Origin of the sequence: Sphingobacterium sp. MYb388 (assembly GCF_037479535.1) — a bacterium.
GTDB lineage: Bacteria > Bacteroidota > Bacteroidia > Sphingobacteriales > Sphingobacteriaceae > Sphingobacterium > Sphingobacterium anhuiense.
This window is the reverse complement of sequence record NZ_JBBGYV010000003.1, coordinates 256291-278952: the sequence shown is the minus strand read 5'-3', so window position 1 is coordinate 278952 and position 22662 is coordinate 256291. Positions and strand designations below refer to the sequence as shown.

General features: G+C 38.2%; 19 protein-coding genes. 6 read left to right on the top strand and 13 right to left on the bottom strand.

Translation table 11 applies throughout. From position 1 onward, the window contains the following. Positions 1–82 precede the first annotated feature (82 nt). Both porL and porM read left to right on the top strand, forming a co-directional pair. Positions 83–895 carry a type IX secretion system motor protein PorL/GldL gene (gene porL, locus WH188_RS11800; RefSeq protein ID WP_132769708.1) on the top strand — a complete coding sequence of 271 codons (813 nt, stop codon included), beginning with the start codon at positions 83–85 and terminating at the stop codon, positions 893–895. 30 nt (positions 896–925) lie between these two features. After that, a complete protein-coding gene (gene porM, locus WH188_RS11795; RefSeq protein WP_132769710.1) occupies positions 926–2458 on the top strand; it encodes a type IX secretion system motor protein PorM/GldM in 1533 nt (510 codons plus the stop codon). A gap of 196 nt (positions 2459–2654) precedes the next feature. Here porM and WH188_RS11790 read toward each other — a convergent pair whose 3' ends face one another. From WH188_RS11790 to WH188_RS11745, 10 genes are all read right to left on the bottom strand, one after another. Beyond that, the gene (locus tag WH188_RS11790) at positions 2655–4484 is read right to left on the bottom strand and encodes a DUF4859 domain-containing protein (RefSeq protein WP_339424027.1); all 1830 of its coding nucleotides are present in this window, start codon (positions 4482–4484) and stop codon (positions 2655–2657) included. 23 nt (positions 4485–4507) lie between these two features. Beyond that, positions 4508–5476, bottom strand: a complete 969-nt coding sequence (locus WH188_RS11785) for a hypothetical protein (RefSeq protein ID WP_339424026.1) — start codon at positions 5474–5476, stop codon at positions 4508–4510. Between the two features lie 41 nt (positions 5477–5517). Continuing rightward, a complete protein-coding gene (locus WH188_RS11780; protein WP_168127742.1) occupies positions 5518–6660 on the bottom strand; it encodes a DUF4859 domain-containing protein in 1143 nt (380 codons plus the stop codon). A gap of 22 nt (positions 6661–6682) precedes the next feature. Continuing rightward, on the bottom strand, positions 6683–8155 hold the full coding sequence (locus WH188_RS11775; protein WP_339424025.1) for a RagB/SusD family nutrient uptake outer membrane protein: 1473 nt from the start codon (positions 8153–8155) through the stop codon (positions 6683–6685). Between the two features lie 11 nt (positions 8156–8166). Next, the gene (locus tag WH188_RS11770; protein WP_339424024.1) at positions 8167–11334 is read right to left on the bottom strand and encodes a SusC/RagA family TonB-linked outer membrane protein; all 3168 of its coding nucleotides are present in this window, start codon (positions 11332–11334) and stop codon (positions 8167–8169) included. 484 nt (positions 11335–11818) lie between these two features. Continuing rightward, on the bottom strand, positions 11819–12016 hold the full coding sequence (locus WH188_RS11765) for a hypothetical protein (RefSeq protein WP_168127745.1): 198 nt from the start codon (positions 12014–12016) through the stop codon (positions 11819–11821). Further along, positions 11973–12275 carry a hypothetical protein gene (locus WH188_RS11760; RefSeq protein ID WP_339424023.1) on the bottom strand — a complete coding sequence of 101 codons (303 nt, stop codon included), beginning with the start codon at positions 12273–12275 and terminating at the stop codon, positions 11973–11975. Before WH188_RS11760 ends, WH188_RS11765 begins: the two co-directional genes overlap by 44 nt. Before the next feature lie 91 nt (positions 12276–12366). Beyond that, complete coding sequence (locus WH188_RS11755; RefSeq protein ID WP_339424022.1) at positions 12367–12831, bottom strand: DUF5675 family protein; 465 nt, start codon at positions 12829–12831, stop codon at positions 12367–12369. Next, positions 12832–13449 carry a fibronectin type III domain-containing protein gene (locus tag WH188_RS11750; protein ID WP_339424021.1) on the bottom strand — a complete coding sequence of 206 codons (618 nt, stop codon included), beginning with the start codon at positions 13447–13449 and terminating at the stop codon, positions 12832–12834. It abuts the gene before it with no gap. A gap of 542 nt (positions 13450–13991) precedes the next feature. Further along, the gene (locus tag WH188_RS11745; RefSeq protein ID WP_339424020.1) at positions 13992–14309 is read right to left on the bottom strand and encodes a hypothetical protein; all 318 of its coding nucleotides are present in this window, start codon (positions 14307–14309) and stop codon (positions 13992–13994) included. 728 nt (positions 14310–15037) lie between these two features. Between WH188_RS11745 and WH188_RS11740 the strand changes: the two genes are divergently transcribed. The 4 genes from WH188_RS11740 to WH188_RS11725 all read left to right on the top strand — a co-directional run bounded on the left by WH188_RS11740 (position 15038) and on the right by WH188_RS11725 (position 18256). Further along, on the top strand, positions 15038–15706 hold the full coding sequence (locus WH188_RS11740; protein ID WP_339424019.1) for a hypothetical protein: 669 nt from the start codon (positions 15038–15040) through the stop codon (positions 15704–15706). Positions 15707–15791: 85 nt separating this feature from the next. Beyond that, complete coding sequence (locus WH188_RS11735; protein WP_339424018.1) at positions 15792–16244, top strand: lipocalin family protein; 453 nt, start codon at positions 15792–15794, stop codon at positions 16242–16244. 387 nt (positions 16245–16631) lie between these two features. Then, a complete protein-coding gene (locus WH188_RS11730; RefSeq protein WP_339424017.1) occupies positions 16632–17390 on the top strand; it encodes a helix-turn-helix domain-containing protein in 759 nt (252 codons plus the stop codon). A 56-nt stretch (positions 17391–17446) separates the two neighbouring features. Beyond that, entirely contained in the window at positions 17447–18256 is an 810-nt protein-coding gene (locus WH188_RS11725; RefSeq protein WP_339424016.1) for a LuxR C-terminal-related transcriptional regulator, read from the top strand. A 45-nt stretch (positions 18257–18301) separates the two neighbouring features. Here WH188_RS11725 and WH188_RS11720 read toward each other — a convergent pair whose 3' ends face one another. The 3 genes from WH188_RS11720 to WH188_RS11710 form a co-directional block, all read right to left on the bottom strand. Next, complete coding sequence (locus WH188_RS11720) at positions 18302–20647, bottom strand: Ig-like domain-containing protein (RefSeq protein WP_339424015.1); 2346 nt, start codon at positions 20645–20647, stop codon at positions 18302–18304. 138 nt (positions 20648–20785) lie between these two features. Continuing rightward, a complete protein-coding gene (locus tag WH188_RS11715; protein WP_339424014.1) occupies positions 20786–21844 on the bottom strand; it encodes a histidine kinase in 1059 nt (352 codons plus the stop codon). 15 nt (positions 21845–21859) lie between these two features. Beyond that, on the bottom strand, positions 21860–22627 hold the full coding sequence (locus WH188_RS11710; protein ID WP_339424013.1) for a LytR/AlgR family response regulator transcription factor: 768 nt from the start codon (positions 22625–22627) through the stop codon (positions 21860–21862). Positions 22628–22662: the final 35 nt, after the last annotated feature.

Below are 22662 nucleotides of genomic sequence, written 5' to 3'. Positions count from 1 at the left end.
AAGTGAAAAATACGTTTTACATAAAAAGATATCAAGAACCAAAATAGTAATCAATTTAAATACATTTATAACAACAAAAACTATGAGTAAGAAAAAAGACAATTCGAAATGGTTAAATGTCGCCATCTCTTGGGGAGCGAGTATTGTCATCATCGGTGTACTGTTCAAGATTCTCCACATCGGCGGTTCCTATGCCAATTACATGATCGGAATCGGATTAGGAGTTGAAGCCTTCTTATTTTTTCTAATGGGTCTCAACCCTCCTGCACCAGAACCAGATTGGAGCCGCGTATATCCAGAATTGGATGAAAACTATACCGGTGAACTACCTACCAGAAGTGCAACTGTCGTGAACACACCTACGGGACCTTCTGCTACTGTAGCTTTGGACAAAATGTTTGCAGATGCTAATATTGACGAAACAAGTATCGGCAATTTAGGAAGAGGATTACGTGATTTCAGCGAGAAAATGTCGGCGATCAATAAAATCTCAGATGTTTCTTTGGCAACAGAAGATTTCACGCAAAAGCTGAAATTGGCAACATCCAAATTCGACAGCATGAGTGTTGCTTTTGAGCAGGCTTCTGCTAATTTGGTACAGATGTCCAATTCATCCGCAGATACTGCCAGCTACCACGAACAGGTGAATAAGCTGACAACAAACCTGCAACAATTGAATGGTATGTACGAGCGTGAACTACAGGATTCGGCTACGCACTTAAAATCGATGAACCAATTTTATGAAAATTTAAGTTATACGATGCAAAACTTCAATGAGTCATTAGATGATTCTAAGGCATTCAAAGAAGAAGTTGGCAAGTTGGCAAAAAACCTAAACGCTTTAAATGCGATCTATGGCAATATGTTGAGTGCAATGAACCAACCGCGTGTTTAATTCATCCATGTATAATCTAAATCAATAAAAATGGCATTAGGAAGAGAGACACCAAGACAGAGAATGATCAGCATTCTTTATCTGGTACTACTTGCATTACTTGCATTGAATGTGCCCGATACGATCTTGGATGCATTTAAAAACATCAACAATAGCCTCGAATCATCTCGCTCAAATGTCAACACTGCCGTACAGCAATTGTTCTCGGCATTTGAAAGCACCAAATTAAAGGAAGAGCCTGCGCGTGCGAAACCGATCTACGATAAAGCTAAAAAAGCACAGGCGATCATCGGAGAACTGAACACCTATATCAGCTCACTAAAAGAAGATTTCACCAAGCAAGGTGGCGGTATTGATCCTGAAAAAGGAGATCTTGTTAAAAGAGAAAACGAAGATATTTCGCCGAATCTGATGATCAATGAGAAAAAAGGAACCGTATTAAAGGATAAGATCAATGAAACAAGAGCTAAGCTCCTCGCTTTATTGACACCTGAAGAACAAAAAAGTGTTTCCTTTTCATTGGAAGCAAAGGATCCTGAAAAATCTGTCAACGGCAAGAAAAGCTGGGAAGAAATCAATTTCGGAAGTGGCACTCCCCTAACAGCAGCGATGACTATTTTGACCAAAATCCAGACCGATGCTCAAAATGCGGAATCGGATATGGTGAAATTAATCTTAGGCAAAATGGATCAGGCAGTTGTTAATCTGGACAAATTTGCCGCAGTGGCTGTTGCACCAACATCGTACTTAGTACAGGGACAACCCTATAAAGCAGAAGTATTTTTAACCGCTTCAGATTCTAAATCACAACCCGCCATCAGTGTCAATGGTTCACCATTACAGATTGTTGATGGAAAAGGAGTGTATAATGTATCGACAAGCAAGGAAGGTATCTTCTCTTGGACCGGAGTTGTGCAGGTGAAACAAACGGATGGTTCGATGAAAGAATATCGTACAGCGACACAGACCTATCAGGTGGCACGCCCTTCGGCAGTTGTATCACCGGACAAGATGAATGTGCTTTACATTGGTGTTGATAACCCATTATCCGTTTCTGCTGCAGGAACACCAACAGATAAGGTAAAAGTTAGCATGACAGGCGGTAGCCTTTCAGGATCAGGCGGTAAGTACAATGCCCGTGTTTCCTCCCCAGGTACTGCACGCATTTCTATTAGTGCTGAAGTAGCACCGGGTAAAATGCAGACCTTGAGTACCACGGAATTCCGTGTTAAACGTATTCCAGATCCAATTGCAAAATTTGCAGGAAAAACAGGTGGCAGTATGGCTACCGTGGCGTTGAAAGCACAGAATGCAATCTTTGCGAAACTGGACAACTTTGACTTTGATGCGAACTTTAAGGTGACTAAATTTACAATGATCATTGCCAAGCCACGTGCTGATGCCATTGTATTATCAACTTCTGGCAATCAATTGAGTTCAAGTATGGCATCTGCCTTAAACGGTATCACGCCGGGCACCCGTGTTATCTTTGATAACATTGTCGCTGTAGGTCCGGATGGAACTTCGAGACAATTAAACGCAGTAGCATTGACTGCAAACTAAATTTTATTAGCATAACGAAGAAAGCATTCTCAAATTCGAGAATGCTTTCTTTCTTTTATTATTGTTTAGCCCCATCCAATTAAGAATTACCGCATCACACCAATTTCCGACACCCCTCTGTTGTACTTATCCTTAATGAGCAAATATAATAGGGTTTGCAATAATAAGAAATAGTAAAACATGCTAGAAAAGCTATTTACTGTGCATTGACCTTAAATACAAAAGTCGCTTGTACTGTCTTATTTGTATCATAAGTATAGACCAGCGCTTGACGAATAGTATAAATATTACCTGTAGCCAAAGCAGCAGGAAATTGACCAATCGTAAACGTGAGAGTATTCTCATTAAACTCAGAAAAAAGGACAGAACTAACTCCCCAATTAGTCACGTTTCCCGTCGCACTAAACCAATGACCATATCCATTAGCAGTTGCAGTTGGATTCAAGTTACCGTTAGGTTCAATAGCGTAAAATTTGATTTTTCCATTAGCCATTAAATTTGCAATATCTCCTGGCTGGACAGCAAAAGCTTGTCCTAACTGATTTGCGTTGACAACAACCTGTTCTGTGCCATATTCTGTAGCACTAACTGTTAGATTAACATGCTGATTAAATGTGATATCCTCTGGATCAGCTGTCGTATTTATAAATCCCAGAACATTGGTATTTGTAAATTTAACCTCATATGGCCATTGCTCATCATTAGTTTCAACCTCGTCCCAAGCGTGCGGTTGATAAACACTTGGAGCACCTGTCACGACGAACCACAGCTTCTCACAATTGACTGGTACAGTAAAATTGACATTATTTTGTGTCCCCTGTGCCATATTACCATACACGCGTGCACCATTGCTCAATAAAGCGACATAACCATATCGCCAACCTGCTCGGCTCGCATTAACAGTATTAAACCCTTGAGCATTGGCAACACCATTAAAAGCGACAGATACCTGCGTCCCCCCAGCAGGTACAACCAGTGGTATTACATTGTACCCTGTGCTACCTGGACATTGTTCATATGCTACACGCAAACTGCCATTTGGCTGCATGTTAAATTTATACTTATGCTTACCAATATAATTTGCCCCAAGATTTCTGATATTATTTAAATCCCAAGTAACAAAACGCGAGGCAGCTTCATAAATTTCATCATTAAATTGGTTGACATTTATTCCTGTAATACGCATATAAGCTTGTAACGGATCTTCAGGTTCTATTGCCTGTCTCCATATACGTCCCAAAATATCTATCCCATGTTTCTCTGTCCAATAATTATGTATAAAATAACTCGCATAGCGCTGCCATTCATGATGAATATGACGGTGATAATTTTCAGTGTAAACAGTAAAATCATGTGATGAAAACGCTTCTTCTGGATAACTTTGATGAGCTTGCCACTGCGCTGTTTGTTCCCAAAATGCATTACCACCATTACCGCCAAAACCATAGCGAAATCCTGCACCGCCCTTCAGATCCGAGAATACTTGATATTGAAAACTATGTCCAATTTCATGTGCTATCGTAGATCCTACGGGTTTGCACGTAGCTGGATTTATCCATAATGCTCCGATTACATTATCATACCCACTGCCATAAGCCATCCATTCGGTTGTATAATGTAAGAAAATCATCATTTTGTACTGATCCAAATTAGATTTACCTTGATTACGTTCAGCAAACTTCAAGGTATTGATATTGATATCATAATAACTTTCTGCCTTAACCAGCAGGTCATCAATATCAACACGATATACTTCAGGTACCGTACTTGCATTTGGATCATTAGCACCATAACCAGCACCCCAAAAAACAATAAAGTGCTCAGATTCACGACTTCTCGCATATGACCAAGTACTAGCATTATTATCAAAATCCATATCATTAAATTCGATAGGCTTATAGATAGATAATGAATCAGGACCATTTTTTTCTAAAAGCCCCTGCTGCATCGGAGCGATCATATTTTTACTGCAGGATAACATTTGTAACATGCATAAAAAACACAATGACATAAAAAGACTTTTCATAATTTTTTCAATTTATAAATCTATTAAATATGCGTAATTGTTGAAAATTTAAAACGAACGATATACGTACCTGGTAAGTAAAATTTAATTGTAGAAACAGGATTCAGATTTCTGCCTAAACTATTAGCCGTTCCTACGATACGATAATAGCAAATAGGATCTCCTTCCCAAAATTGTGTCCCTGTATACGTGCCACTTATAATCGGATAGGTTAATCCCGATACATCTGGATATTGATACACTAATGCCGTATCGGTTACCAGCTCCGGATAGTAAGGTGACCAATTTTTAAAAGTTGGACGGTCACCACGTTTTATAATTTCACCTTTTTTGGGATTAAAAGGCACACCATTTTTATCCAACCACATATAAATGATTTTATTCTCTTCTCCTGAAATATGCTCGATATCAATTCTATAATTTGAAACTGGTTGGAAATCAGTTTCAGCACCAAATTCAGAACTTGTACAAGCTTGATAAAATACGGAATCCTTTTTCGCTCCAATAACGCTGAAATCCAAAATATTATTAAAATTTTTCTTTCCAGCAATATTACTTACCTCGACATCGATGCTATACTGTCCCGTGTCAACAAAATTGGTAGCCTGTGTAAATCCCACTCTGCCACCGATCTCGTTGAGCATCAATGGCGGATACTTTGCTTTACCAATTTTAGCATTCAATTGCTGCAGTGTAGTATCCTGCCAAGTGATTTCGGACAAATATGTCGAAATCTCACCCTCCTGCAAAAACTCAGGAGCGAGTTCACCTGTTTTTTTATTACGGACCGCCAACAACTTGACCATTAACGGTGTTGTACTACCATTAGCAATCAATGGATCGGTATAAGTAACAGATCCTTGATTTACTTGTAAATTTGCGACATTATATCGCAGGTTTTCACTTAAAAACCCCTGTTCTTCAACCTTACATCCGGACAACGATAAAAATAGTACCGCGGGAATTAATATCCATAATTTATTCTTTTTCATCCTGTAATCATTTAAAATGATAAAGTATTTTGTTTACAACTTTATTTAATGGTAATCTTAAACACAAAAACAGCTTTCAAATCACCCTTAGATTTATCTTTGTAGATAAGCGCCTGTTTGATCGTATACGTAGTTCCTACTGTCGTTTGCCCTGGAAATTGCAATAAGTTAAAGGTCATGGTCGGAGTTGCCAATTCAGAAACAAGACGAGCATCAGTACCCCATGCAGAAACTTGACCTTGTGCTCCAAACCAGTGCCCTGGAGCATTAGCCGTACTATTAGGATTTAAAGTACCATCAGGTTCAACCGCCGAATACGTAATATCGTTACCGATCAAAGCCGATATACTGCCCGATTGCAGACCATAAAAACGAGCTAACTTGGGAAGATCCGCAACAACTGTTGTTCCACTATAATCTGTTGCACTATATTTAAAACTAAGATCGTAAGTAAACGTAATTTCAGTATCGGACGTGACGACTTCAGGCCCTGTATTTTTACGTGGTACAAAATCACCTATAAACGTATGTGTATTGGCCAGAACATGCAGTATCGTGCCCGAAGATGTTTTTATACCCGTTGTTTGACAAAGAACCCGTAGATCTGCCATATCATCTTCTTTGACCGTTACGACACCATCTGCACCGATCTGATCAGCTTCACCGCGTACTTTGACATAATATAAATAGTACACTGGTTGATAAGACCATGCCGCTTGCGGTTGTTTTTGCTTATGGTAGTTAAAACCATCTATATGCGCAACATTCGTAATAGAAGTATAATCAAAGGCAGCATTTTGTAACGTATAAGGCGTTCCTGAATAGATATAAGATCGAACTGAATCGATTGGAATATCATTCAAAAATTGATCAAATGTGTATACTGCATTTTCATCGGTATACAGTACAGAGTCCATTTTTATCTTATAGTATCGATTTACAGAATAATTTGACGGTGCCCAAAAAGTTTTAGCATTATCGATTTCACCTTTTAATTTAAAATGATCAATAACCATGAGCAACGTATCAAACATTCCGTTTGGATGTGCAGCCAGATAATCATAAGTAGAAAGATTAACTTCTGCGACATGTACGCCATCATCCTCCAAATAGGAAGCTTTTTTACATGCGTTAAAAGTAGTGCAGAGCAGTATTATACCGAAGAATAAATATAAGATTTTCATTTTTCAAAGTGTTAAGTTTAATTTACATATTTACGCTTCTCCAAAATGGAGTTTGATTAAGCAGTGAATTCGCATTCAACAAACTAGGATCAAATGGCCAATAATATTTTTTAGCATTAAAATGCGATAAGATCATCTGATCAGAAAATTTATAAATATTAAAATTCTTCTTTAGACGGATCATATCGTAAAATCGGTGTCCCTCCAAAAAAAGTTCGCGAGCACGTTCGGCAAATATTTCTTCGATTAAGTTTCCATCCCCATTCCATGCTAATAGACCTGCTTGCGTCCTTATTTCATTCAATATAGTTTGAGCCCTGCTTACATTATTTGTTGCGGCCAATGCTTCTGCGAGCAGCAACTTAATATCAGAATAGCGGAAAACAATAATATTATTTTTAAAAATAGTTCGTGCATTTGCTGTTTCATCCGAATAAGACAGGTTGGCATATTTACTGCAGATTGCATATTCCGTATTCAACTCAAGATCAAACACACTATTTAGGCGTTTATCCTTAACATCGTTAAAAAGTGTTTTGATATGAGTTGGGTCAATATTAAAGATTGGATTGATCAACATTCGATTATAAGGAGCTGCCAAAGTATAAAATCCAATACCTGTACTGCTACTTTCATTTGAGCCATTCTGTGCTACTTCAAAAATACCTTCTGCTGATTTACCTTTATATATGGTTCTATAATTCAGACTATCCCGACCAACAAAAGAATATTTCCCACTTTGCAAGACAGAATCTGCTGCCAGAACACAAGTTGCATAATCACCTTTCCAAGCACTTAAATGTGCTTTAAGAGCATAAGCCACCCCTTTATTGGCCCGTACAGCAAAATCTGTTGCCGCAATATTCTCCCATTTCAATAAAGTAAGTGCCTTATTCAGATCAGTTTCACTTTGTTCTAACACCTCTTTTTCAGTAGCGGCAGGATAGTTTACTGCACTGACAGGCTGAACAGATTCGCGCACAATCGGAACACCCCCCCAGATTCGAGACATGTAGAAGTAAGTAAAAGAGCGCATGAAATAGGCTTCCCCAAGATAATAGTTCCGAACGGCTTCATTGTCAAAAGCACTAGCATCCATTTTTGGCAAGTTTTGAATCACTCGATTCGCCTGATCAATAACCTGATAAAATATTTCATATCTGCGTAAACGATACATTGGATTTCCAGTATCAGAAGATGGAACAGATAAATTCAAATTCATTTTTATAACAGCATCAAAATTTACGTTTGTCGCTGACCTGAATTCATCGGAAGGTAAATCACCATAAGCATAAAAACTAATACCACTTGCATCGTTAAAAGCCTTTCGCAATAAAGCATACATAGCAGCCGTACCAGCATTGGCATCGGATTGGGTTTTCCAGAAGTTTTCATCTGTCGCTGAACTAACAGGTTCAATATCCAAAAATTTGGAACAGCTATAGGTTGTGCATAGCACTGCGGCTAGCATCAAAATTAATATTTTTCTTTTCATAACTTTTGTGATTAAAAGGTTAGATCCAGACCAATTGTCCACTTCTTTGGAATAGGATAACCATTACCTGTAGAATAGCCATTAGGCTGAACAGCTTCAGGATCGGGCACTGACGACCACGATTTTACGGCTATATTGTCCACGACAGTATATACCCGCAGCATGCGCAATTTAAGTCTCTTGATCAAGTTCTGTGGCAAAGTATAACTCAATTGAATATTTTTCAAGCGCACAAAACTTGCATTTTCCACAAAAGTATCATTTGAGATATGCCAGTTATCCACTGAGTTGCGAAATAATGTTGGATACTTACTTTGTCCAGCATTTGGCCTCCAAAAATCATCAATATTGAAATCGCCAGCTATGGCTGAATTTGTTCCCCAAGTGTTATATAGAGATTCGGAACCCGCATCTTGCAGTCGATCTGAGAGATAACCATTCCAAAGTGTTCTGCCAAATACAAAACTGATCAGAGTAGAGAGGCTAAAATTTTTATAAGAAAATTGATTAATAAAACCACCTGTAAAATCTGGATTTGGATTTCCCATGTCGACCTTATCATTATGATCAATAATAAAGTCACCATTCACATCTTTTCGTCTCGGATCGCCAGCCCGATAGTACTGTCCCCTACCAGCATCAAACAATTTATTTCCGGTCAAAGGATCGATGGGTACATCATTATCTGTTGCAAATACCCCATCCACTTGCCAAACTTTAAATGGGTAAATCGGTTGACCAACATTTAAAGCACGCTGCATAAAAATCTGCCCCACATTAATTTCCTTGCCACCATCTGGCAAATTGGTCACAACATTTTTGTTATAAGCCAAATTGAAATTTGTCGTCCATTGAAATGGAGATCCTGGAGCCATATTTCTTGATATGAGCGTTAATTCAACACCACTATTTCTAACACTTATAAAATTATTTGAAATGGTTGAATAACCAGAGGTAACCGGCATGGTCAAATCATAAACCAAATCTTTTGAATCACGCACATAGAAATCAGCTTGAACCGTGACACGATCACGCAAAAGATTCATGTCTAATCCAATATTAAACTGTGGCGATCGCTCCCACTTGATAGTTGCGGAAGTCGCGGAGTTTGAATAGTTGGGGTAAGCAACATTCACCCCATTGTACGTAAATTGTGAACCAGAGAGTCCATTATCAAGGACAGAACCAAAATAGTTACTGTCAAATGTTAGGTTGGTGTATCGGGCATAAACCGAGCCTGGATCCCGACCTGTCAATCCATAACTTCCCCTAAATTTCAAAAATGATATTGCACCTTTCAATCCTTGAAAAAAAGGTTCCTCAGACAGCACCCAGCCACCCGAAATGGATGGAAAAATACCCCATCTATTATCTTTACTATACCGAGATGATGCATCCATTCGATAACTTGCAGACAACAGATATTTATCTTTAAAATCATAATTAAACCGTCCAAAAAATGAAACTCGGGATCTTTCTTCTATACTTGCGGAACCAAATAAATCAGATCCTGAAGGTATATTGTTTACCGTTTTAATATAATCACTGTTGTCACTACTTCCACTTAAGTATGATTGATTGGAAGTATTCCGTTCAAGACCTGTACCGATCACTGCACTTATATTATGGACATTGTTGATACTTTTTATATAATTAAAGTAAGTCTCCCATTCCCAACGCTTATTTTGATTGACCCAATTTTGGGCTAGATTACGATTGCCGGTGATCAGAGCAGGTCTAAATAAATCGCGCGTATTATTATTGATATTAAAAGAAAACTGTGTCCTTAAGGTCAATCCTTGAAACACGAATTTTTTCATCGTACCAGCAAAATTACCATTCAAATTAAACGAGTTGTCCCGATCCATCAATCCATCATACCTTCCCGTATATATCGATTTCTCCACATCCGTTATTTCATAGAATGAAGACGGAAAACCCCAAGTATTGAACGGGTACTTACTATCATCGCCCGATCCGTGTTTTGCTTTTGTAAAACCAGCAAAAAGATTAGTTTCAAATTGAAAATTATCCGTAGGATTCACTTGCAGCAAAAGCCTAGGTGTCAAATTTTCGTTTTCAAAACCCATCATGACCCCTTCCTCGTAGTAACGTTGCGCAGAAAATCGGTACAAAAATTTTTCCATTGAAGCACCAATACTCACATTTACATTGTTGATATTAGCAGATTGTAAGAATAGGCCTTGCCAATCGGTATTGTTATTGAAAGAAGGATTTAAACTATCGGTCAACATCTGGCTGATAGTCCCATTATTGAACCAATTATAGTTTCCACTTTGATACAGTAATGCAGATTTCAATCTGCGCTCGGCAGCTCCTACTGTGATCGGTTTCATCGACGGACGACCAGAAACACCATTATAAGCCGAAATTCGTATTTCGGGTTTTCCAGTAGCTGGTCGTTTTGTTTTGATGATAATGACACCATTGGCAGCCCGCGCCCCATATATAGAAGAGGCAGAAGCATCTTTTAATACATCCACAGATTCAATATCATTAGGATTGATTGCCTGGAGCGGACTTGAATTCCCATAAGCAGCTTGGATATCACTGACATCATAAATAATATTGTCTATGACATACAAAGGAGCTTGCATGGCATTGTTTGCAAGACCTAAATTACTTGATCCGCGAATATTTACAATATTATTCGTTCCTGGTTCGCCCGATGTACTGAGGACTGTCAATCCAGCAACACGACCTTGTAACATGCCATCAAAAGTTGCATAGGGTGTATTTTCAAAATCTTTCCCCTTTACCGTAGCAATTGCACCGGTTGTTTTTCGACGTTGTATATCCTGATAGCCCATGATGACAACTTCATCCAGTCCAGTACCATCTTCCTTCATGATTACACTGAGGTTATTGTCTCCAGAAGTTAGCTCCTTCTCCTGCTTGAGAAAACCAACATAACTAAACACCAGCGTGGTCTTAGTTGATTTGAGCTTGATCGAAAATTTTCCATCGGCATCAGTTTTAGTCGCGTTTCCCATGCCCTTTTCTGAGACACTGAGATCAGCCAATGCCTCACCCTTTGCATCTTTGACGACTCCAGAAACAGTTTTTTGCTGCTGCGCATAAAGCTGACTACTGAGCAAAAACAGAAAAATTAAAATACCGTACAGGATTTTTTTTTGAGGGTGTTCATGCATATTCATAATTTATTAATAAAGGTATAATTGAGTTCAAATTAAAAAAATAGAAAACCTGTATATCAGAAGGTTAATTCAATTGGTCAATTTATGATCGTACACTAATATAGTAGACAGAGGAACGGCTAGTATCGGCATGTAATTGATTAGTTACAAACCCTGTGACACAAATTTACCGTATAAAAAACTAAAATCTAATCGGATTTTACCAACTCGTAACCCGATTTTGACTGCATGATCAATACTCAGAAAACATAATACTTCGCTCTATAACTTAGCCATTGCGTTTTAATTATACACACCTCTTATTATTGATTATTTAAATAATAATACTTTAATTACAAAATATCAACTTTAAACATAAAAGACATTCTCCCTATTGAGAATGCCTTTTATTTATGCCATATTATTAAACTGAAATTAATTTTTATTAACTTTACAAAAGTTACACATAACTTTTTTGTCGCTGATTGCAACATTACATTATCTATTACTTGCGTTTCTTTAACGTCCCCAACAGTCTACTCGTCACAAAACTCACCACTGTCCCAACCGCAGCGAGGAGTGCTGTCTGAAAAAGATCGCCAAAAGAAAAACTTGCCCATATCGAGCAGATGGTTCCCCCTAGTGCCGAAATCCGGATATCATTCAGTTTCATCCAAGATCTCCTTTCCAGTTTCCAGGTCATATTTTACGATGCGATCTGGAGGTTTTATAGCGCCGGCAACATCATCTTCTGTACCAGCCAAAAGGCCATTTGAAGAGCGTGCCTGTGAATTATTTTTCGCCGCAGATGCGACTTCTTCATCTTCTACCATTACAGACTCAATAATACCCATTCCAAGTCCGATGTATTTAAGGACATTCAACACTTTAGCAGGTAACTTCACTGGCGCCAGCAAGATGATCTGTATAGCACCGCTTATTTTTTTTATGATTTTTTTCATTGTTTTTTTTTAAAAAGGTTAGAAAGCTAAAGGTTAGTTAGTTAGTTAAACCTTTCTCACTTACTAACCTTCTCACTCTCTAACATCGTTACTAGCTTACTCCGTTACTGTCTAGCATTTGGTTATCAACTTGCACACAAACTGCATCATATGCCATTTTGTCGATCAGCATTTTATATAAAGAGATATATGCTTTCTTCGATTTTCGTAATTCATAGTCACCATCGATCAATTCATAGCTGTTACCGACCAGGATGCAACCAGAAGTATCACCAATATTATTTCCGATATGGATATATACATAGCTATAATTAGGAATTCCTTCGATTTCGACCATGCCCTTGTGAAACTCTGGAAACAGGCGTTTATACCGGGCATTCATGGCACCATAGGCATTCAAAATCAGAGAGTATTGACCAGCTGGAATTGCCGTTTCCCCTTTGATTTTTACATCGCGAATGGCATCTTCTAGTGCATAACAGATAAATTCTCCATCGACAAAAATGTAAGACAGGGTACTTTGCTTCCCCTGTCTCGCTCGTACTACTTTTATCACCTATCGAACCAGTATACTTGCCGCATCGCTCCAGTCACCAGTACCCTGCGTGTTGACCGCACGTACTTGCACTTCGTAAAATTTACCGATTTCCAGAGGAGCAATGATATTGCCGCGCGACGAGGTCGTCGTAAACCGATCACCCCATAATTGTTCAAAGTCATCACGGATCCGGTAGCGGTATTCATAGATGGTTGCCATTTTCTGCGGAGCAAATTCCAGTTTTACCTGTCCCGATTGGCGGCCATCCGAAAGCCTCACATTATCGATTTTAAGCGGTACCTGATTACCGAACGATGCACTGTTCGTTGGAAATCCGGAACTAAGCAAGGTTGAAAGATGCCCCTGTGCCACACCGTTTATATAATAACCCAACTGTTGCAGCGCAACGATTAAGGGTTCCCGGCTTTCATTTTTAAGCGCAGTATCTTCGGGCGATCCTCTTTTTCTAGCTACCGCAAGCTTAGTGATAAAATCTTCCAAAATTGACTCCAGATCTAGGAGATCAGGCGTCGGATTAGGGTATTTGGGATTTCCGGTCATTGCACCGATTATTGTTCTGCAGGACATCACCAATTCATCGTCTCTCATTTTCGCAAACCCGATCAGGGCCTTCATTTTTGTTGCCATAATGTTTCATTTAATTACTTGAATAAACTATTCTAACCCATTAGTCTATTCATTTAAAAATCTGTTAATTAATACATTAAATATTCCTCGCGAGCTTATTTAATAAGACAAACATATCTTGATACCGAGCGAAAATGAAGTTTTGAGCTAGATTGAGTCGTATTGATTTCATTTGATCTTATTTGATATGAGCATTTCAAAAAAAGGCATGTTTCGCACTATGGCGCAGCATATCTGGCAACTATAACAGCGGCATCGCCCAAGAGAAAAAGTGTAATGTCGCCCGTCCATCTCCTAATTTTACAAGAGCGTCTGATTTCCCTACCCGTCATTTTCATTTTTTCCATCCGCACCATCGGCACCTCATGAATAAATTGATTATTACCAGGATCAACATGATACTGGAGGGCAATTAAATGAAATTGTCTGATAAAAATGTAGATTCCCCGACTGCATAGAGCATTTCCCTCTGTTGCGAAATAGGTAAAGCCACCGTCATTGACCTTGTGCCATAGCGCGAAACGGCAGCATTAAACTTTACCCTTTATGCGGCTTCGTTCCATAGCCTCGGTCAGATCTTCTTCAAAGTAGCGGTCGTCCCCGGTCAGTGTCATGGGTTTAAGCAGACCTTCCTTCACCCGTCTTTTATAGGTGGAGAGGCTTATATTCAGGTAACGCATCACATCAAGGTGTGTCCAAAGTTTGCGTTCAGACAGCGAACTAGTTTCGGCTTTTTTGCCTCGTGAAGCAGCGGTGAGTAGAGAGAGCAGTTTACATATAAGTAGTAAAGCTTCTGTTAGTTTTTCAATTTTATCAATCAGTGTATGTAATAAGATACTTAAATTCATGGTCTATTGAGTTAAGACCATCAGCGCACAGGTAGGGCAATTTCCTAGACCTAGAAAGCAAAAAAAAGTTCAAAGGTCCGCCAAGCCCCTAAAAACAATGGAAATATCCCAACGGGATGGTAAAGTTTATAATTACCTTTAAGATAATAATTAAAAACTAACTACAGCTAGACAAGAACTACATACTCACCTTAAAAAACACCCATTTTTAAGGTGAGCTCAATAACTGACCTTAAAACAAGTACAAGAACTACAAGCTGACCTTAAAAAGCACTTCTTTTTAAGGTCACCCTCAAACAGTACTAAAAACTTACTTGTCTACAATAAAACGGTTCTTTGCAATGTGATATGCTAAATCATAAGATAGAATTAAAGAAAGCCCATTGTAATATGGTAAAGGTTTATAATTGCCTTTAAGATAATAATTAAAAACGAACTACCTTTCTAACCTTTAGACAAGAAATGCAGTAAGCCGCTTTTATCTACTTACTAAATACTAACAATACATAACACAATTATAAAAATTCACAGCTTGGATATTTTAGAGCACATTATTCCGTTATGATCTGCTTCACTTTCCACCATTTGCACTTACATAAGGTCCATAATGTATGAAATCACAAATTTAAAAGCATCATGACAAACTCAAAACGATAAATACTCCAAATGCGGTATTTTATCCTTTTTATCCTGTATCTATCTTTGGATAATTTATATCAATTATAGCTATGAAAAGAATTTTACTCTTATTAACAAGTTTCGGTTTAGTTTATTTAAATGCTGATGGCCAGTCTAAACCTGGGAAGAAATATTTCAACATCGGCTATGTTTCTCAACAGCTCATACCAAACAGCAATTTGGGCGACGTATTAAACATCAAAAGTAAATTTGGAGCCTCACTGAGCAGTGGTCGCACATTTTTTCTCAATAAAGATCCTATAGCAAAAGTGCTATATTTTGGTATTGACTGGACATATCTTGATTTGAACTATGCACAATATAAACAAACGGGAACGTATACTTATGAGGAACAACCTGGTGAAATTTTGACAGAAACAGAAAATTATATAACGCATAAAGCTGAAATCGGTATGCAGGTAGGTCCATCAGTCCATGTCGGATTAACGGATGGATTTAGTCTGTCTGGGCATGTCCGCTACGCTCCTTCTTATTCGTTACTTTATGAAGACGAGGAGTTCTCTGGCGGCTTTGGCAATATGTTTACTACAGGTTTATCCGCAAACTATGGGGCATTTGGGATTGGATTCGAAACACGCTGGGGCACTGCTAAACATAGTTTTAACCTGGACATTGAGGACCTAGAAGAACAAGAAATAACGGTCAAAGAGAAAATCAAACTAAGTGGTAGCCGTATCTTTTTAGCCTTTAGATTTTAGCCCCGTTTCCAAGAAAAAGTCCAAACACCTCATCATCAATGGCACAATTAAGTATGAATAAATATATCCAAATCAAACAATAATTATGAAAACACAAGACAAAACAAGCAAAATACATCTATTACCTATTGTAATGTGTCTGTTGCTATTGTTATTTACTGGCTGTGGTAAAGACAATGATCTATTAGATGAAAACGATTCTGAAAAAACCGAACAAGCTATCTTGGGGAAATGGAAGTTGAACAAATATGTGAGTCAGGAAATTCCAGGTGAAACCGAGACGTACATGGGAAAAGAAGGCGAATGGGCCGAGTTTAAAAGTGACGGAACAGGTATTCAACAATGGAAAGAGGACGATGGAACTTTTGATCCGGAACCCTTTATCTGGAAAGTAACCGGCGATAAATTAAAATTTAATAATGAACAGTCCACGTTAATCAAACTGACTAAGGAAGAGCTCGTTTTCAAAATAGAAGGCATATATAAGAACGATGGAAAGGATATCAAATGGATAGATACTTACTATCTGAAAAAATAATCTTCATGTATCAATAATTGCGGTAGTTTTCTAAATGGAAACTACCTTTTTTCGTTTAGACGAACCTGACAATTCTAACTTTCATTCTTTTCATCAAAAAACAAATTACGCTCTTCTATTTAGAATAGACAATATTAAGCAGACTTGTTTAATGTAAAATTTTATTACAACCTAAAAAACAAAACAGATCAACAAACTGTTAATCCGTCTATTACATCAATATTATTTAAAAATATAATCTTCTCAAGGCTACTTTGCTTTATGTCAATATTTCATTATTTTTAGAACATTATTAGCCGTGCCTAGAAGAATTAACGATGTTTAGCCAATAGCTTCCTTCATGCCAATTTGAATGCACTTTGCAATTGAATCCTTAACCGAGAGAAGATGAAAAGACAACCACACTTACTTTCAAACCTTTGGGAAAGCTATCCCATTACCGATCAGTATGAAGTTCAAAAAAATATCCCGATCGGTCAATATTTAGCAGAGATGCTGGCCATTGGACCTTTTTATTACTATGTCATTAATGTTGCAGACTATAGCCTGTATCAAATTCATGAAAACTTGCTTAGTGTTCTTGGGATGAAATCCTATCCAACCACCGTTAAGCAGATCATTGATTGTATCCACCCTGATGATCTGGAATTTGTTTTTGAAGCTGAAAAAGCAACCTTATTAAAAATGGATGAAATGGGACTAGGAAAAGGGACATTATATAGGACATCTTATTGCTTTCGCATGAAAATAGCAGCAGGCCCATATCATCTCTTTCATCATCAGGCGATTCATATAAGTGCAGATCAAGATGGCCGAATAACAACCGCTCTAAATATACATACAGATATCAATCACATTACCAGTACTAACAATAAAATAGTCCTTGTTAAACCTGTAGGGGGGAATGAATATTATCAAATAAATCTTTCAAAAGATGGTTCTGAAGAGCAGAAGCCAGAAATTTCCAAACGAGAAATGGAAGTGCTGCACTTGTTGGCTAAAGGACTATCAAGCACTCAGATCGCAGATAGGCTTTATATTTCGCCACTAACAGTAAGAGTTCATCGAAGAAATTTATTAAAAAAAACAAAAACGTCAAATAGCGGTTCTCTCATAAAAAAAAGTATAGAATATGGTCTGATTTAAAAAATACCACAATTGCGGTATTTTTTACGTTGGTATTCTTTATTAAAATTGTAAAGATGAAACCAAATGAACATAGCCTAGTTCCCATTTGGGAAAAATACCCAGAGATTTTCTCTTCGGATGAAATTCCTGATGACAAAATATCCATCCTTGAATTTATTTCAGAGATCTTTATTCCAGGCGAATATTATTATTATTTGATCGATATTTTAAGACAGGAAATAACATATCAGCATCCTAATATAACTAAGATTCATGGCTTTACGACCATGCCTAATCATCTAGAAGAGATCATTAATCTTATCCACCCTGATGATATTTCATTTGTTATGAAAGCAGAGGAACATTGTTCTAAAAAAATGTCAGAAATTGGGGCGGAACATCTCCGTTCACTAAAATCTTGTTATTGGTTTCGTATGCGGGTGGCAGACGGTTCGTATCATTTATTCCATCATCAAGCCATTACCTTAATTACAGATAAAGAAAATCGGGTAGTCCGTAGCCTCAATATCCATACCGATATATCCTACCTAACAAAGACAAATAATTACATGGCCACCGTAGTGGGTTTCAATGACCGCAATGATTTCCATCAAATAGATCTCTCACCTTTACAAAACAATAAAGGTCTTATTTTAACTAATCGGGAATTACAGATTTTACCTTACATCGCACAGGGAATGACAAGTAGTGAGATTGCACAGCAATTGGAGATATCATCGTTAACTGTTCGTGTACATCGCAAAAATATACTCCGCAAAACCGATACCTGCAACAGCAGCTCGCTGATAAAACGCTGTATCGAGCTCGGACTACTTATTTATACTCAAATCATAAATACAACGTTAGATCAGTGGATATTTTAAATTAAAAATTTAACCTAAAAGACCGTTTTGATTAAACGGTCTTTATCACTCTAGTTTCACACTCTTCCAATACTCATTAAACGTACAGGCATCAAAACCTATTCCCAAAGTATTAGGTCTAACAGTTCCATCAGTAAATAAGAGAAATGTGGCACTCATACCATAAACCATCGGAGGTCCCGCTGGCGATGTGATAACACCGACCACTCTTTTCATAGTATAAGGCATTACCCCATTTTTATCCGAACAACCATAGATCGGTGCATAGGTATCCATATGATGCGTTGCAAAAGTAGTAATAACATTATGTGTCGGATAGGTCTTGCTCTTTATCTCCACTTTACCATCACTTCGGTACGCAAAGGTAAGCATTTCCCCAGTGTTACCATGTATTGGATTTCCACCTCCTTCGACCCGAACCGTTTTTCCGACAAAAGTTCTGTAAAGTTGGTTACTAACAGTCAGGTTAATCACTACACTATCCATACGGCCTGTAAGAGGATCTGAAAATGTAACGCCCCAATTGTTTAGTACAATATCTTTTGACTGAAAAGTCCGATTAGCATATTTTGAAGTCTGCACAATACCTTTTGTAGAATGTATAAAATGAGCCGGGCTTCCATCGGGCAGCCTCAATAAAACGCCATTCTCTTTGATATTAAATGGAATCATTTCGTTTTCCATGATCGTAACCTGATCTCCACTTTTCCATTCTCGGATCACACTCGTTTTACTCATATCAGTTCTGTCTACCTCAAACTTTAGCTGAACAAGTGTAAAATTTCTCCGTTTCTGTTTATAAGTAAATGTAGCTGACACCTGAGGTAAGGGCTGCCCATCAGTCCCGATGGCCTGCACCAGTACCGTTTCTGGTTTTTCCTGTTGCTTACCTACCGTATAATAAGTTTTTGCTGTTCCATTAGCATCAGTCAGCTCTTGTGTATCGCTTAGTGTGCCGACAATTATTCCCCAAGAAACCGATTGAACCTTCCATTTAACCCGCACATTCTTGAGTACCTGGCCAGCTTTATTGGTCACTTTGACAACCAGAGGTGCTTTCATTTTCTCTTCCCAATCCACTTCCTGTCCATTACCGCTTACCAGGGTAATATGAGCGGGTTGCTGATCCGCAATAATTACCTGCTGTTTGTCAAATACCGTTCCCTCATGTGCACTTAGACGGTAAAATATAGTCAATACACTTCCAGCTTTTGGTTTAACAGCAATCTGCTGCGCATTGAGAAGCATCTCGACCATACCATTTGCCTTGTCTGTACTCAATGTTTGCTGCGATAGTATATTATTTTTCCCATCCTGTTCCAACTCTACCCGAAAATCAACAAATACAGGATTTCCTATTAACGGTTTTTTATTTTTATCTTCCACCTGCACCACCAATTTGATAGGAATATTAAGCGCCGTTTCATCATATGTAAGAACCGAGCTCTTCATTATAGCAGAAAGTTGCAAATCTTTAAGATTAACAGCTAATGCTCCCTGTCCATCATACCATTGAAATCTTTTTAGCGGATCGCTCGTTGATAACGGATCTGTACGAAAAGCAGGGAATACAGCACCAGCATCCCCAAGCACAGTGGTCAGTGTTCCTAAATCATACCATAAAAATCCAAATGCATCCGCTAGGACAGACGTCTGTTCCAAATTACTGGATAACGTGCCCATACCCTTATTAGAAGTATCTACTATAGGACCTAGCACTTGACTTATATACACCAAAAAATCTCCTGTTGCCGCCGCTTTAGAGGTTTGACCACTGGGACGTTTTATTCCATAAAAGCCCAAAGTATCTTTTGCAGCAGCTTTCTGTTGGGTACTGGCAGCACGAGCAGCAGATTGGTACGCCCCCACAGTTTCACCATTTCTTAAATAGACACTGCCCACCAGCTCTTCCACTTTTTTATCCCAATCTATTCTATAAAGACGTAATTCAAATTCTTTAAGCGCATGTTGCTTTACTTGTAACAGAATAGGTAAACGCTTTCCTTCGCGCTCCGTGTAGAGCCGAATTAACTGTTCCTTTTCGTCCAATTCGACGACACATTGATCACCTTTATTGGCACTAAAAACGATCCGATGATCTGTTCCGATATCATCTCCCGAAATAGGAGAAATATAATATGCGAGATGCCCTGTGAGGTAGTCGGCTTTAGTATAGAGCTGTTGTTTATCTCCCACTTTTGGAAAATCAGAAATAAAAACATTTGCCACGCCAGGCATCTGCTTATTGTTAAATTCGGCACGCGATTTTTGTTCAAGCTCTTCTGTTTTACTCTCCTCCTCTTTTTCACCTGCTACTTCTTTTTTATCACAGCTCAACATTAAAAATAACACGACGCCTACTGCTAGGAAAGATAAGTATCTTTTTTTCATAATTTAGCCCCTTATATTTTATAGTCAAAATTAATATGGACTAATACCGAATACAATACCTCAAATTGAGTATTTTACTGCTATCTCATCTACAGATCAAAACAAGTAAGTCTAACATATCTAAATCGTAACCCTCTTTTAAAGAGCTATGATATGTCCCATATCAAACGCTATACGCACCCGATATATCTTGGCAGATATCTCTATTTCCATAACACCCGACTCTGGGTCCAATAGCTTTAGAAGATCTTTAGTACGCTGCTGAGAGGTACCTGTACCCGTTGAGACCCTGCGTGCCTGGGAAAGACTATTTATCACTTCCAGCATAACAATAGTTTCGTCATTTAATCCAACCGTAATGCAAACAGGAAAATCCCGATTATCTAAGTCACCATATTGAAAAGCATTTTCAACCAGATTGATCAAGAGCATGGGCGGTACCAAAATGGAAGAAACAAAAGCCACATCTCCCCTAATCTGCAGAGATATAGGTTTCCCTTTTCGCAGTTCATAAATCTGCCGGATCAGTTCCACCTGATCCAGTTCATCTTGACAAGCGATCAGTTTTTTACCGTGATGCATCATATAAAACCTAAAAATCCGATTACACCTTTCCATTGCATTTATGGCAGCCTGAGGATCACGGCGGACCAATGGCTGGATGATGGTCAACGTATTATTGAGAAAATGTGGCGAAAGCTCTTGCTGTAGCAACTGCACTTTCAATAATGAATACGCTTTCAGTAACAGATCATAGAGCATCGTCGATTCTTGCAGCAACTTCCAATCCCCGAACCCAACCTTCCAGATATACATACATATCCCAACGATACAGGGCAAGAGGAAAATCACAAATACATGCCAGAAGTTTTCAATATCCCACTCATCTTCAGACCATTCCAATCCACCCCATAACCAGCTCCCACCTAATACAATAATAAGAATCAGCGCATAGAGCACTAAAAAACCGATAGCCAAGAAAATAATATGAGGTCGGTAAAGTTTAGATACGAATGGTATCAGAATATAGCGTGAACTAAAATATAGCGAAAAATACGTGAGGCATAAAAAAACAAAATCCAACGCACCATTGAAATAATCGGGCACTACCAAAAAAAAGTAGATCGCTAAAAATATAATGGAAACCCCCGCAAGCAAGCCTTCCCCAATAAGATATGTTTTTCGCTGTCTATGCATGCAAGAATTAACAGATTAATAATTAGGGTCATGCTTTGCAAAAAAGGAAGCGACGTCCTTCTTTCCCAGATTATAGACTACAAGGATCTCATTGCCAACAGTCAGTTTCTCGTTTTCATAATGCTTCACATAGTCCATATTAACAATCTCAGATTGATTGATACAGATCAGATTTTCTAAAAACCAATATTTTTCTTTAAAATCCTTAACGGTACTCGCCGTTCTTGCTATTTTAACCAGTAGACCCTTTTCATTTTGACCATAGGCATACAGATAATTACCCGATTTTTGTAAGTACCTCACATCATCGATCATGATCTTGATGAAGCTACGCACCCGCTTACCCATTTCCTGCTGATTATTTTCCGGCAATTGATCCATCATGAGATAGTCCAATTTAGGTTTACCCGCATTTCGCATCATACGACGATATTTATCCACCAATGCCAGGAGCAGATCATCTGCGATCGGTTTTACCAAAAAGGCATCCACCAAATGCTTCCATGCCTCCAATGTATATTTTTGATGTCCGGTGCAGCAGACAAAATAAAAGCAGTACGACTTTAATAGCGTTGCTGCCTCTAAACCCGTGACATCAGGCATCTCGATGTCACAGAAAATGAAATCTAACAGGCGGTTTTGTGTTCTTAAAAACTTATGCGCCTGTGATACACTATCAAACGAACCAGTGATTTCAAATAATCCCGTTTCAATCAATTTATCTTCAATTGCGCAACGCACCAAATACTCATCATCAATAATAATAACGCGGTGTAGACTCATAAAATAAGTGTAATATAACTGGAAATATAATTATT